This window comes from Pseudomonadota bacterium, from assembly GCA_023229365.1.
GTDB lineage: Bacteria > Myxococcota_A > Polyangia > JAAYKL01 > JAAYKL01 > JALNZK01.
On record JALNZK010000059.1, the window covers coordinates 17,881 to 31,721 of the forward strand.

Genomic DNA, 13,841 nt, shown 5'->3' on the forward strand with positions numbered 1-13,841 from the left:
CTTATCATCTGGCCCGCCGCAGCCAAGCGATCTTTGTCACGCTGTCTTGGCGGCCTTGCGCGCGGCGATCTCGGCTGGCTTGAGGATGCGCGCCATCTTCACGGCCTGCGACTCCGTCGCGTAGAACGTGTCCCAGGCGTACTGGTACATCTCCTGGAGCTCGTCCGGCGTCATCAGCGCGGGTCGCATGACCACCTCGCCCGCGGTGTAGCGCCGCCAGTCGTGGTGCAGGATGCGGCCCTGCGCCTCCAGGTCCTGGAAGGTCCTGGTGTGCGGGAACGGCGTGAGCACAGTGAACTCGGCGAGATCGAGCTCGATCTCCAGGAGGAAGTCGACGAGCCGCTTGATGGAGTCCTCGTCGTGATCGTCCAGCCCGAGCAGCACCGTGCCCTCGACGAAGATGCCGTGCTCCTTGAGCCGCCGGACGCGGTTCCGGATGAAGTCAGAGGTGTCGAAGACGGCCTGGTACACCCACCAGGCGCCGGCGTCGGCCGCGGCGCGCAGCACCTCGTCGTCGTCCTCGATCGGGTGCGAGATCAGGAACCGGCCGAGCGGCTTGAGCGCGCGGAAGAGCTCGAGCTCCCACTCCTTGTCCTGGGCGAGCGAGTTGTCGACGAGGAACAGCTTGTGGTTCGGGATCGACGCCACCTCCTCGACGACGCGCTCGATCGGGCGCGGCCGGAAGCGGCGGCCGCCGAGGTACTCGACGCAGCACGGGTAGCAGGAGAACCGGCAGCCCCGCGACGCGTGGACGAGATCGGGCATCTGCACGCCGCGGTAGTTGTAGCGGGGGCGATCCAGGAGATCGCGGCGCGCCGTGCCGACCGACTCGACCGGCGCCGGGTCGGCGAGGTAGCCGTAGACCTTTTGCAGCGCTCCGCGCGCGAGATCGTCGAGCACCGCCGGGAACCTCCCCTCGGCCTCCCCGACGAACACCGCGTCTGCGTGCAACGCGGCCTCGTCCGCGTGCAGCGACGTCCCGATGCCGCCGCAGATGACCTTGATCCCGCGGGCGCGGAACCGGTCCGCGATCTCGTATCCGCGCGGCGTCTGGCACGAGAGCATCATGGAGATGCAGACCAGATCGGCGTCCTCCTCGAAGTCGATCTCCTGGACGTTCTCGTCGGTGAACGCGACCGCGTGCTCCGCGGGGATCGTCGCCGCGAAGACGACCGGGCCGTGGGGCGGGAGGTGGAACTCGCGCTGGTTCGCCAGCTTGGGCCACTTGGGGTAGATCAGTCGAATGCGCATGGGTGCTTATATAGTCCGGCCGCGGGGTGGCCGCAACTCGAGTCAGAGGGGCGGAACGGCGCGGCTCGGGATCGACGTCGGCTCGATGTACGTCCACGCCTACGCAGTCGCGGCCGACGGGAGGGAGCGCGGCTTCTCGAGCCCCATCCGCGGCCGGGCGCTCGACGTGCTCGCGCGGCTCCTGCGGGAGGAGGTCGTCCCGTTCCTCGGCGCGGGCGAGGCGAGGGTGGCGCTCACGGGCCAGGGGGCGTCGCTCGTAGCGGACCGCCGTTGCGGCTTCGTCGTGAACGAGATCCTGGCGGCGGCCCGCGGCGCGAGAAGCCTCTTCGCGGACGCGCGGACGATCGTCGATCTCGGCGGGCAGCTCTCGAAATGGGTCCTGCTCGACGGCGACGGCGCGGTCGCGGACTTCGCGACCAACGGGCTGTGCGCGGCGGGAGCGGGCGCGTTCCTCGAGCAGCAGGCGGGCCGGCTCCGCCTCGACATCGACGAGTTCAGCCGGATCGCCGCGACCGCGGAGCGCGCCGCGACCGTGGCGGGACGGTGCTCGGTCTTCGCGAAGTCCGACATGATCCACCTGCAGCAGCGCGGGACGCCCGTCCCGGAGATCGCGCTCGGGGTGTGCGCCGCGTTGGCGCGGATGTTCGTGGCGACCGTGCTCGAGGGACGCACCCTCGAGGCGCCGGTCGTGCTGATCGGCGGCGGGGCCAGGAACGCCGGGTTGCGGCGGGCGCTCGCGGAGGTGTCCGGGCTCGGCGCGGGCGCGTTCCTCCTTCCGTCCGACCCGTCGATCGTCGGGGCGTTGGGCGCGACGATCCTCGCGGCGGACGCGGCGGCCACCCCGCTCTCGAGGCTCACGCAGGCGAGCGCCGACGCCGCTGTCCGGCCGGCAGGGCACGCGCATGCCACGCTCCCGCGGCTCGCCCCTCCTTTGCCGCGTGCGGAGCCTCCATTCGCGCGGTCAGGCGCCGCCAGCGTCGAGGCGTACCTCGGGGTCGACGTCGGATCGGTGTCGACGAACCTCGTGCTGCTCTCCCCGGACGACGCGCTGCTCGCCGGGCTGTACCTGCGGACGCGCGGCACCCCGGTCGAGGCGATCGCGGAGGGGCTCGCGGCACTGCGGGCGGACTTCGGGGAAAGGCTCGACATCCTCGGCGTCGGGACCACCGGCTCGGGCCGCCACCTCGCGGCGCGCCTCCTCGGCGCCGACGTCGTGCGCAACGAAATCACGGCGCAGATGGTGTCGACCCACCACTACATGCCCGACGCCGACACGGTGTTCGAGATCGGCGGACAGGACTCCAAGTTCATCCGGCTGCGGCGCGGCCTGCTCGCGGAGTTCGAGATGAACAAGATCTGCGCGGCCGGTACCGGGTCGTTCCTCGAGGAGCAAGCCGAGGGGCTCGGGATCTCGATCTTCGACGAGTTCGCGGCGCTCGCCTTTGCGGCCGGTGCGCCCCTGGATCTGGGGAGCAAGTGCACGGTGTTCATCGAGACCGAGCTGCGGCGCGCGGCGAGCGAGGGCGCGCGGCTCGAGGACATCTGCGCCGGGCTCGCGTACGCCGTGGCGCGCAACTACCTCGAGAAGGTGGTCGCGGGCCGCGAGATCGGCGCGAGCGTGGCGTTCCAGGGCGGCACGGCGTCCAACGCGGCGGTCGTCGCGGCTTTCGGAGAGCTGCTCGGCGCGCCTGTCGCCATCCACCCGCACAACCGCGTATCGGGAGCGATCGGCGCGGCGCTGATCGCCAAGCGGGAGCGGGCGCGGACCGGCTACGCCTCGCGGTTCGCGGGGCTCGACGCGTGCGCTGCTATCGCGCCGCGCGTCTTCGAGTGCAAGGGCTGCGAGAACCGCTGCCAGGTCACGCGCTTCGAGGTGCGCGGTGCGAAGGTCCACTTCGGCGACATTTGCGAGCGCTACGCCGGCAAGGACGCAGTTCACGACGTCGCCGCGCGCCCGTTCCCGGAGCTGTTCACGGTGCGCGAGCGCCTGTTCGAGAGGGCGGTCGAGGGCGCCGTCGAGTGGGGGCTCGCGGCGCGGGGGGAGATCGGCCTGCCGCGCGCCTCGGTGCAGCTCGAGCTCGCCCCCCTGTTCGCCGCCTGGCTCGCGGAGCTCGGGTTCGCCCCTATCCTGTCGGGCGCGACGACGCGCGACACGATCGACATCGGCGGCCGGGGCCTCCCGGGGGAGATCTGCCTGCCCATCAAGATCGCCGCCGGGCACGCGCGCGCCCTCGTCGACGGGGATCCGCGGCGCAAGGTGTTCGCGCCGTCGGTCATCGAGATGCCGTGCGCGGAGGACGACGTGGCGGGCTGCACCTGCTTCCTCACGCAGGAGTGGCCGTTCCTCGCGCGGGCGCGCTCCCTGGGGAGGGTGGCGACCCCGCAGTTCGGGCTCGCCGGCGTGGGCGACTACCACGAGGCGTGCCGCGCCGTGTCCGAGGCGCTCGGGATCCCGCTGCACGCCGTGGCGCGGGCGCTCCGTCGCGCCCTCCGCGTCCAGCGTGAGTTCGTCGAGCGGCGGCGGCAGGCGGGCGGAGAGGCGCTCGCTGCGGGGTTCGACCGCGCGGTCGTGGTCATCGGGCGCCCGTACAACCTGCACGACGGGTTCTGCAATCTGAACCTCGCGCGCCACCTGGAGCGGGTCGGTCTGCCGGCGATCCCGGTCGACATGCTGCCGCTCGAGCCGGACTCGCAGGCGGTGTCCGAGGAGGCCGTCCCGTGGCGCTACGGCCGCCAGGCGCTCGCGGCGACCGCGCACATCTCACGCGATCCGCGTCTCTTCCCGATCGTCGTCTCGAGCTACGGGTGCGGCGTCGACGGGTTCGTGCTGAAGCACCTCGAGGAGTCGCTCGGCGGCCGCCCGCACCTCAACCTCGAGTTCGACGAGCACCGCGGCGAGGCCGGCCTCATCACGCGGCTCGAGGCGTTCGCCGACGAGATCGAGGAGCACGTCCGCCGCACGGATTTCGGACGCGCGCGCGGGCACTCGATCGCGCCGCCGGCCCGCGGGAGGCCCCGCACGCGCAGGTACTTCATCCCGTGCATCGAGGAGTACTCGCACGTCTACGCCGGGATCCTCCGGGCGGCCGGGAACGAGGCGGTGATAGCGGAGCCGCCCACGCCGAAGACGATCTCGGCCGGCGAGGCGCGCTGCTCCGGGCGCGAGTGCCACCCGTTCGCCGTGGTCACCGGGCAGCTCGTCGAGCTCATCGAATCCGGAGCCGCGAGGGAGGGCGACGCTTTCCTGATGCCGTCGTCGATCTCGCCGTGCCTCATCCAGCAGTACGGCGACGGGCTGCGCATCGCCCAGGCGCGCCTGGGCGCGACCGTGCCGGAGATCGTCGACGTGCCGTCGTCGCGTCTCGGGCAGTACGTCGGGTTCGACGGTGTGCTCCGGTTCTACGAGGGGCTCGTCGCCATCGACTTTCTTTTGCCGCTCGCCCGCCGGGTCGGGCCGTACGCGGATGATCACGAAGCGCCGCGCTGCCGCCTCGCCGAGGCCGGCCGCGAGATCGAGGAGGCGCTCGCGAACCTGCGCCCGATCAAGCCGATCGTCGAAGCGGCCGCGGAGGATCTCTGGTCCATGGCGACCAACGGCGTGCCGGGGGATCTCCCGGTCGTCGGCGTGACGGGCGATCTGTACACGCGGTTCGTCGACGCGGGCAACGCGGGGCTGTTCGACAGGCTGGAGCAGCTCGGGCTCGAGGTGTGGCCGAGCCCGTTCTACGCCGCGTGCTCGCAGATGTCGGACACGCACGACAGGCGGCGCGATCTCGTCCGCTGGAAGATGCGCGACGCGGCCCGCAGGACCCTCGCCATCGGGCTGACCGAGGCGCTCTACCGCGCCATCGCCCGCACCCTGCCGCCTGCGGCCATGTCGCTCGTGACGGAACCCGATCCGGAGGAGCTCCTGGCGCTCGCCCGGCCGTACGTCGGCCCGGCGTCGAGCTGGTTCCACGTGCTCGCGGTCGGCAAGATCGCGGACTTCCTCGCCCGCGGCGCGGACGGGGCGATCAGCGCGGCCGGCATCAACTGCATGATCGGCACCGCGATCGCCGGCACGATGCCCGCGATCCGCAAGGCGTTCGACGGCGCGCCCGTCGCGGCGCTGACGTGCGGCGGCGGCGAGGGCCCCGCCCAGCGGATCAAGCTCGAGACGTTCGCGCAGCAGGTCGCGGCGCGAGCCGCTAGAACCCGGTCGGCTCGTCGATGAAGATCGCGGGGATGCCGAAGCGCGCCGAGACCTCGTCGCCGAGCGCGCGCACGCCGACCGTCTCCGAGAGGTAGTGGCCGAGCAGGATGACGTTGACGCCCCCTTCGCGGGCCGCGTGGAAGATCTCGTGCGACGCCTCGCCCGTGACGAAGCAGTCGAACCCGGCCTCGGCTGCCTCGGTGAACGCGCTCCCGCCGCCGCCGGACACGATGGCGATCGTCCGGTTCGAGGCCGGACCGAACGGGAGGATCTTCGGCTCGCCGCCGACGATCGCCGTGAAACGGTTCGCGATATCGATCGTCCAGAGCGGCGCCGCGAGCGAGCCGGCGAACCCAATCTTCTCGCCGTGGTAGTCCCCGAACGGGCGGATCTCGGCGAGACCTATCGCCTTGGCGAGGAGCGCGTTGTTCCCGATCTCCGGGTGCATGTCGAGCGGCAGGTGGGCGGCGTAGAGGTTCAGGTCGCGCTCGAGCAGGAACTTGAGGTGCCGGTGGTTGCGGTGCGTCACGTACTGGATGCCGCCCCAGATGAGCCCGTGGTGCACGAGCAGCATGTCGCACCCCTCGCCCGCGGCGCGACCGTACGTCACCATCGCCGCGTCGGTCGCCACGCCGATCTTGCGCACCTCGGCCCGGCCCGCGACCTGGAGCCCGTTGGACGACTTGTCCTTGACCCGTCGGACGTCCAGCCGCTCGTCCAGGAAGCGCACGATCTCGTCGCGGTTCGCCATGGGGACCTCCTTCGTGCCGAATTATCCATGCAATTCGGAAAAGGCTGTTAGCAAATTGCATGGTTGCGGCGCTCCGGCCCGCCCCCTGTGAAAGATCATGTTTCCCGGCCTCGACCGGCCGTAAAATGCCTCCTCTCGAAGCAGCACGAACCCGGGCGCTTTGGTCGCCTGCACATCAGCGAGGAGGAACCCATGTCGAGGAAGGAAGTTTTCATCTGTTCGGCGGCCCGCACGGCGGTGGGGAGCTTCAACGGCAGCCTGGCGGGCGTCCCGGCGGTCAAGCTCGGCGCGATAGCGATCGCCGAGGCGATGAAGCGCGCGAACATCAAGCCGGACGCGGTCGGCGAGGTGTACATGGGCTGCGTGCTCTCCGGCGCGCTCGGTCAGGCCCCGGCCCGGCAGGCGTGGCTCGGCGCGGAGGGCGCGATCGGCACCCCGTGCACGACGATCAGCAAGGTGTGCGGCTCCGGCCTCCAGGCGACGATCATGGCGATCCGCGCGCTCGCGCTCGGCGAGATCGACGTCGCGATCGGCGGCGGCATGGAGAACATGACCCTCACCGCCTACGCGCTGCCCCAGGCGCGCAGCGGCTACCGCATGAACACACCGAAGAACGGCCTCGTGGACATGATGGTCGTCGACGGCTTGTGGGACGTCTACAACGACATCCACATGGGCATGTGCTGCGACCTGACGGCCAAGGAGGAGGGGGTCACGCGCGAGCAGCAGGACGACTACGCGGTGCAGTCGTATACGCGCGCGCAGAGAGCGACCAAGGAGGGGCTCAATAAGAGCGAGATCGCGCCCGTGATCATCCCGCAGAAGAAGGGCGATCCGATTACATTTATCGAGGACGAGGGGCCAAAGGTGTTCAACGAGGCGAAGATGCGCGCGCTCAAGCCGGCGTTCAACAAGGACGGCGGCTCGGTGACCGCGGGCAACGCGTCATCCATCAACGACAGCGGTGCCGCGATCCTGATGGCGACTGAAGAGGGCGTGAAGAAGCACGGCCTGAAACCGATGGCGCGGATCGTCTCCTGGGGCTTCGGCGCGGTCGAGCCGCGCAGGTTCCCGGTGGCGCCGGTGATCGCGATCCGCAACGCTCTCAAGAACGCGAGCCTCGAGGCGAAGGACATCAGCTTTTGGGAGATCAACGAGGCGTTCGCGGCCGTAACCCTGCTCGCCATGCGCGAGTACAAGCTCCCCATCGAGATCGTCAACCCGCTGGGCGGCGCGATCTCCATCGGCCACCCGATCGGCGCGTCCGGGGCGCGCATCCTGACGACGCTGCTCAACGTGCTCGAGAAGAACAAGGGCAAGTACGGGCTCGCAACCCTGTGCATCGGCGGCGGCGAGGGCAACGCCCTCATCGTGGAGCGCGTCTAGGCGCGCAGGAGGGACGTCATGGAGTTCAAGAAAGTCGGAGTGCTCGGGACCGGTCAGATGGGCGCCGGGATCTGCCAGGTGGCGGCCGCGGCCGGGTGCCACGTCTACATGGCCGATCTCAACTTGCAGATCTGCGAGAAGGCGAAGGCCGACATCGGCAAGCGGCTCGGCAAGGCGGTCGAGAAGGGGAAGATGGAGAAGGCCGAGATGGACAAGATCCTCGGCAACCTCCACCCGGTGGCGAGCGTCGCGGAGTTCAAGGACGCGGACATCGCGATCGAGGCGGCGACCGAGAACATCGATCTCAAGATCAAGCTGTTCAAAGGGCTCGACGAGGCGTGCGGGCCCGAGGCGATCCTGGCGAGCAACACGTCGTCCATCTCCATCACGCTCATGGCCGCGGCGACGAAGCGGCCCGAGAAGGTCGTGGGGATGCACTTCATGAACCCGGTGCCGGTCATGAAGCTCGTGGAGATGATCCGCGGCCTGCAGACCGACGAGAAGGTCTTCGAGGCCGTGAAGAAGCTTGCCGAGAGCTGGGGCAAGACCACGACCGTGGCGCGCGACTTTCCGGGGTTCATCGTGAACCGCCTGCTCATCCCGTACCTGAACGAGGCGTGCTTCGCGCACACCGAGGGCGTGGGCTCGATCGCGGACGTCGATGAGTCGATCAAGCTCGGCCTGAACAACCCGATGGGCCCGTTCGCGCTCGCCGACCTGATCGGCCTCGACACGGTGCTCGCCATCGCGCGCGTGCTCCACGACGGCCTCGGCGATCCGAAGTACCGCCCGTCGCCGCTGCTCGTGAAGTACGTCGAGGCCGGCTGGCTCGGCCGCAAGACCGGCCGCGGGTTCTACACGTACTGATCCGTCCTCGCCCGAGAGCCACCCATGCGCTAGAATGAGGCCGGAGGCGAGGTGAAGCCCATGTCTACTGGAACAGCGAGAACGCTAGAAGTCGGCCTCAGCGCCGACCTGATCATCGCCGCGATCAAGCGGATGAAGCGGCGGGAGCGGGAGGAGTTCATCGAAGACCTCCTCGCGTCGACGAGCCCAGAATACCTCGACAGCATCCGCGAGGCGCGTGACGACAAGCGCGCCAGCCGCACGAAAAGCCTCGCCGAGGTCTTCGGCGAATGAGCCGCTTCCGAGTCGTCATCACGCGCCGCGCGGAACGCGACGTCGCTGCGTTGGATCCCGTTGCTCGTGGCAGGATCCGGAAGGCACTTCTTGATCTTCAAGAAGATCCGACTCGGCGTTCGAAGAAGCTCACCAACTCCGATCTCGGGCAGTTTCGGTTGAGAGTCGGCGACTGGCGGATCGTGTTCGACCTGGAAGGGAAGGACGTCGTGATTCTGCGCATCGGTCATCGGCGCGAGATCTACCGCGGCCGGTGAGGTGTCAACTCGGCCGCAAGATCGGCCGCGGGTTCTACACCTACTGAGCTCTTTTCCGCCTGAAGATCCTATGCGCCAGCAACGCGAGGGCGAACCAAGCGAACGGGGCGGCGACCGACATCGTCCCCTTGACGGCGAGGATGACGAGCACCGCCGTGTTCGCCGCGACGAAGAAGATGGGCGGGAGCGGGTAGAGCGGGACGCGGAACGGGCGCGCGAGCTCGGGTGAGCGCCTCCGCAGGAGGATCACCGCGAGCACCATCAGGATCCCCGAGAGCAGCATCGCGCCCACCGTGTAGTCGAGGAGCGTCTTCGCCTCGCCGACCGCGACGAGCGCGAGCGTCCAACCGGTCTGGATCCAGAGCGCCGCCGAGGGCGTGCCGGTGCGCCGGTTCGACTTCGCCGCGAACCTCGGGAAGTCGCCCCGCGCGGCCATCGCCTGCGCGATCCGCGAGCCCGAGAGCATCGTGCCGTTCAAGGTGCCGAGCACGGCGACGGCGATGAGCAGAGCCATGGCGAACGAGCCGCGCTCGCCCAGCACGCGCTGCGCAGCCGCGGTGCCGGCCTCTCCCACCTCGGCGAGCCCGCCGAGGCCGAGGACGCGGAGGAACACCGCGTCGAGCAGGAGGTAGAGGAGGAGCACCGCGAGTGTGCCGCCCACGAGCGCCCGCGGGAGCGTGCGGGCCGGCCGTTCGACCTCGGCGCCGACGTAGAGCGCGCCGTACCAGCCGGAGAACGCGAAGTAGACCGGCAGAAAAGCGGCCGCGAGCGCGAACGCGGCGGGATTCGAAGGCGCGGCGGTCGCGGCGGCCGGTGGCGGGGCCGGGAGCGCGCCGAAGAGCACGAGCGCACCCCCCGCGGCGAGCACCGCGATGGGCAGCGAGACGACCGCGATCTGGAGGCGGCCCGACACGCGGAGCCCGAGCTGGTTGCAGCACGCGAGCACGCCTATCAGCGCCGCGGCCCAGATCACGTTTGCGGGGACGGTGTGGCCGCCGATGTCGAAGGAGATGTCGTACACCGGGCCGAGGAGCACGGGGAGCTGGTAGGTGGCGAGCGCGACGGAGATCGTCGCGAGCGAGCCCGGGAACACCGCCGTGATCTCGAGCCACCCGGCCGCGAAGCCGACGCCGGCGGGGTAGAGCTGAGCGAGGTACGGGTAGTCGCCGCCCGAGCGGGGCAGGGCCGCCCCGAGCTCGGCGAGCGAGAGCGCACCGCAGAGCGCGATTGCGCCGCCGAGCACCCAGAGCGCGACGAAGGCGATCTCCGAGTCCAACACCGTCGCCATCTGCGGCGGGCCGATGAAGATCCCGACGCCGAGGATCGACCCGGCGACGACGGCCGCCGCGGCCCACGGCCCGAGGAGCTGCGGCGTGCGCGGTATCGCACTCATGAAGGAATCCTAGGTGCAGTCGTCCATTCCGTCCATTCCGTTCATTTCGTCCATTCCGTCCATTGAGTCCGTTCTCGGCTCCAAGGTACACTGGCCGGATGCTTGGGAACGGGCAGGCCGAAGGAGCTGTGCGGCACATCTCCACCGAGGTGATCGTCGAGACCCCGGAGCAGATCGGGTTCACCTTCGAGGTGGCGGGCCCGGCGCCGCGCATGCTCGCCTACCTCATCGATCTCGCGATCCGCCTCGGCATCGTGAGCATCGTCAGCGTGATCGTCATGATCGCGACGGGGTGGGCGTCCGAGGGGCTCGCGACAGGTCTCGTGCTCGTCCTCCTGTTCGCCGTGGAGTGGCTGTACAACACGCTCCTCGAGTGGATGTTCAACGGCGTGACGCCGGGGAAGAAGGCGCTCCGGCTCCGCGTCGTGCGCACGGACGGCGTGGCGATCGACTTCGTGCGCGCGGCGATGCGAAACCTCCTGCGGGCGGCGGACATCTTCCCGTTCTTCTACGCGACCGGGCTGCTCACGATGTTCTTCACCGGCACGCAGCGACGGCTCGGCGATCTCGCCGCGGACACGATGGTCGTCCGCGAGGAGCGGCCGCGGCTGCGCGATCTGCCGCCCCTCCCGGAGGGACCGGTCGAGCTGCCGGCGGGCGCGCTCGCCGGGCTCGGGCTGCGCGATCGCGATCTCGCGCTCGTCGACGAGTTCTTCAGGCGGCGGCACCTGTTCTCGGCCGAGCGGGCCGAGGAGCTCGCGGCGGTGCTCGCGGAGCCCGTTGCCGCCCGGCTCGGGGTCGAGTGCGAGTCCCCGGAGCGGCTGCTCGCGGGCGTCCTGCTCGCGGGCTACGAGGCGCGATCCTCCTGGTACGGGCGCGACACCGCGGCGTCGATAGGCGGCCCTCCCGGCTCCGGAGGCGCGGCATGACGAAGCGCGACTTCCTCGAGGAGCGGATCAATCGCTGGCGCAGGCTGGAGGCCACGCTCAACCGCCTCGAGTCGTCCGGGGCCAAGAAGCTCGAGCAGCACGAGCTCGAGGAGTTCGTGCACCTCTACCGGATGACCTGCTCGGACCTGGCGCGGGCGCGCTCCGAAGAGCTCGGCGACGACGTCGAGGGGTACCTGAACGCGATCGTGGCCCGCGGGCACAAGCAGTTCCGGCCGCGGACCGCGCCCGATCCGCGACGCTTCGCGGCGTTCTTCGCGAGCGGCTTCCCGCGCGCCGTGCGGGCGCAGAAGTGGTACGTGCTCGCGGCCGCGCTCCTTTTCGCGGTGCCCACCGCGCTCTCGGCGGCGGCCGTGGTCCGTGATCCGGATGTCGCGTACAGCCTCTCGAACCCCGCGGAGCTCGAGCTGCTCACCGAGGCGTACGCCGAGGGGCACCAGGGCGGCCGCTCCGAGGGCGAGGACTCGATGATGGTGGGGTTCTACGTCAACAACAACGTCGGGATCGCGTTCCGCTGCTTCGCGACCGGCGCCTTCTTCGCGCTGGGGTCGATCTTCTTCCTCGTCCTCAACGGCGTCATGGGCGGCGCGGTCGGCGCGTACATCTGCGCGGCGGGGTACTCGGAGAGCTTCCTGTCGTTCGTGGTCGGCCACGGCGCGTTCGAGCTGACCGCGATCGTCCTCGCGGGCGCGACGGGCCTTCGTCTCGGCGCCCTCCTCGTCAACCCCGGGCCCTGGACGCGCCTCGACGCCCTCAAGGTGCACGGCCCCGAAATGGTGACCGTGATCATCGGCGTGGCCGCCATGCTGCTCGTCGCGGCGTTCCTCGAGGGCTTCTGGTCTCCGTCGGGCGCGCCCCCGAACGTGAAGTTCGCGGTGGGCGGTTTCCTCTGGCTGCTCGTGTTCGCATACCTCTCCCTGGCGGGCCGGGGCGTGCGCGGGAAGGACGCGTGACGGGTTGCTCGTCGACGACGCCACCTTCGAGATCCGCACGCGCCGCACGACGGAGACTATCGATCTCGCGTTCGTGTTCTACCGCACGCACCTGCGGGTCATCGGCGGGGTCACGCTCGCCCTCGGCGTGCCGCTGATCGCCGCGGGGGCTGCGCTGCATTGGGCGACCGGGTGGTGGTGGACCGCGGCGCTGTTTTTCTGGCTGACGCTGCCTCTGCCGAGCGGTGCGGTGACGCTCGCGGCGAGCCGGATCGTCTTCGGAACGCGCCTGACCGTCTTCCGGGCGCTCGCGCTGTACGGCCCGCTCTGGGCGGGGCTCTTCTTCCGGCGGCTCGGCCAGCAGATCCTGACGTTGCTCCTCTTGCCGATCGTGGTCGGCTACACGCTCCGCCTGCGATGGGGATTCACCCCGATGATCGTGCTGCTCGAGCGGCTCTACGGAGGGGCGCTCTCGACGCGGCGCGCGGGCCTTAGGCGGCGCGGCGGGACCTCCGGCTTCGGCATGGAGATCGTCCTCGCGATCTTCATGGTCGCGGCGCTGCTCGGCGTGGCGATCACGTTCGAGCTCGTCGTCGTCGACTTCTTCGCCATCCTGCCGGACGGCGCGCTGTTCACGCCGCAGGTCTTCGACGAGCCGCTGCGGCTCGCCCTGTGGTTCCTCGCGGCGCTCGTCGTCTCGCCGCTCGCGACCTTGAGCTGGTTCTTCCTCTACCTCAACGCGCGGATCCGCGGCGAGGGGTGGGACATCGAGCTCGGCCTCAAGGGGATCGCGACGCGGCTCTCTGCGGGCGACAAGGAGGCGGGCGCGTGACCGGCAAGCCCCTGCGCGCCTTCGCGGCGCTCGTCTGTCTCGCCCTCCTCGCGCCGACGCTCTCGGCCGAGGATCGGCCGGACAACGACCAGGTCGGCCGGCAGGTCGACGAGATCACGCGGCCGCCGGACTACGACTGGCTGCGCGGGACCAAGCACGAGGCGCAGCAGGGCGAGCCTTTGGCGCACGAGCGGGGCAAGGCGCGGGCCAAGACGAAGCGGGCGGAGCCGCGCGAGCGGGACGAGGGGTGCGACTACCAGCCCGAGCCCCAGGGCGGGCCGGATCGCGCGCCGGCCAACAAGCCCGAGGGGAGCGGCGGGTGCGGCAGCGGTCCGGCGCCCGGTTCGCAGGGTGGCGGCTCCGCGAGCGCGCCGCCGAGCGGCCCCGACTGCGGTTGCGACGTGCCGGCCCCGAACTGCGGCTGCGATCGGGCGATCGGAAACTGCGGCGGCTGTCCGGGGATAGGCGCCGCCATCGCGCCGCTCGGGTACCTCGTCGGCGCAGCGGTGCTCGCGCTGATCATCTTCTTCGTCGTCCGCGCGATCGTGCGGCGTGATAGGAGCCCCGACAAGCCCATCGCCGGAACCGACGACGTCGCGGGGCCGGAGGAGATCCGCTTCTCGCAGCTTCCCGCGGTGCCGGTGGCGACGATGATGGAGCGCGCCGTCGCGGCGGCGGCTGCAGGCGACTACAAGATCGCGGTCGGGTGGGCGTACCTCGCCGGGATATCGAACGTACACGAGGCGGGGTTCACGCCGCT

General features: G+C 70.4%; 12 protein-coding genes. 9 read left to right on the top strand and 3 right to left on the bottom strand.

Going from position 1 to position 13,841, the window contains the following annotated elements; all coding sequences use genetic code 11:
- Nucleotides 1–36: 36 nt before the first annotated feature.
- On the bottom strand, nt 37–1,251 hold the full coding sequence (locus tag M0R80_19850) for a cobalamin-dependent protein (protein ID MCK9461890.1): 1,215 nt from the start codon (nt 1,249–1,251) through the stop codon (nt 37–39).
- Between M0R80_19850 and M0R80_19855 the strand changes: the two genes are divergently transcribed.
- A complete protein-coding gene (locus tag M0R80_19855) occupies nt 1,250–5,464 on the top strand; it encodes an acyl-CoA dehydratase activase (protein MCK9461891.1) in 4,215 nt (1,404 codons plus the stop codon). The genes M0R80_19850 and M0R80_19855 overlap by 2 nt on opposite strands.
- Here M0R80_19855 and M0R80_19860 read toward each other — a convergent pair.
- Complete coding sequence (locus M0R80_19860) at nt 5,439–6,194, bottom strand: Nif3-like dinuclear metal center hexameric protein (GenBank protein ID MCK9461892.1); 756 nt, start codon at nt 6,192–6,194, stop codon at nt 5,439–5,441. The two genes, M0R80_19855 and M0R80_19860, sit on opposite strands and share 26 nt — an antisense overlap.
- 192 nt (nt 6,195–6,386) lie before the next feature.
- Here M0R80_19860 and M0R80_19865 point away from each other — a divergent pair, with 192 nt between their 5' ends.
- From M0R80_19865 to M0R80_19880, 4 genes are read left to right on the top strand one after another with little or no spacing between them, the layout of a single operon-like run.
- On the top strand, nt 6,387–7,580 hold the full coding sequence (locus M0R80_19865) for a thiolase family protein (GenBank protein MCK9461893.1): 1,194 nt from the start codon (nt 6,387–6,389) through the stop codon (nt 7,578–7,580).
- Nucleotides 7,581–7,598: 18 nt separating this feature from the next.
- On the top strand, nt 7,599–8,447 hold the full coding sequence (locus M0R80_19870; protein MCK9461894.1) for a 3-hydroxyacyl-CoA dehydrogenase NAD-binding domain-containing protein: 849 nt from the start codon (nt 7,599–7,601) through the stop codon (nt 8,445–8,447).
- Nucleotides 8,448–8,507: 60 nt separating this feature from the next.
- A complete protein-coding gene (locus M0R80_19875; protein ID MCK9461895.1) occupies nt 8,508–8,720 on the top strand; it encodes a hypothetical protein in 213 nt (70 codons plus the stop codon).
- Nucleotides 8,717–8,977 carry a type II toxin-antitoxin system RelE/ParE family toxin gene (locus M0R80_19880; protein MCK9461896.1) on the top strand — a complete coding sequence of 87 codons (261 nt, stop codon included), beginning with the start codon at nt 8,717–8,719 and terminating at the stop codon, nt 8,975–8,977. Before M0R80_19875 ends, M0R80_19880 begins: the two co-directional genes overlap by 4 nt.
- A 40-nt stretch (nt 8,978–9,017) precedes the next feature.
- On the opposite strand, the gene M0R80_19885 is transcribed toward M0R80_19880, so the two are convergent.
- Nucleotides 9,018–10,370, bottom strand: coding sequence for an amino acid permease (locus tag M0R80_19885; protein MCK9461897.1), 1,353 nt, complete (start codon nt 10,368–10,370; stop codon nt 9,018–9,020).
- Nucleotides 10,371–10,468: 98 nt separating this feature from the next.
- Here M0R80_19885 and M0R80_19890 point away from each other — a divergent pair, with 98 nt between their 5' ends.
- The 4 genes from M0R80_19890 to M0R80_19905 all read left to right on the top strand — a co-directional run.
- A complete protein-coding gene (locus M0R80_19890; protein ID MCK9461898.1) occupies nt 10,469–11,299 on the top strand; it encodes an RDD family protein in 831 nt (276 codons plus the stop codon).
- On the top strand, nt 11,296–12,270 hold the full coding sequence (locus tag M0R80_19895) for a stage II sporulation protein M (GenBank protein MCK9461899.1): 975 nt from the start codon (nt 11,296–11,298) through the stop codon (nt 12,268–12,270). The genes M0R80_19890 and M0R80_19895 overlap by 4 nt, the downstream gene beginning before the upstream one ends.
- A gap of 4 nt (nt 12,271–12,274) precedes the next feature.
- On the top strand, nt 12,275–13,081 hold the full coding sequence (locus tag M0R80_19900; GenBank protein ID MCK9461900.1) for a hypothetical protein: 807 nt from the start codon (nt 12,275–12,277) through the stop codon (nt 13,079–13,081).
- The coding region (locus M0R80_19905) for a hypothetical protein (GenBank protein MCK9461901.1) at nt 13,078–13,841 on the top strand (764 nt) is incomplete at its 3' end. The genes M0R80_19900 and M0R80_19905, both read left to right, overlap by 4 nt.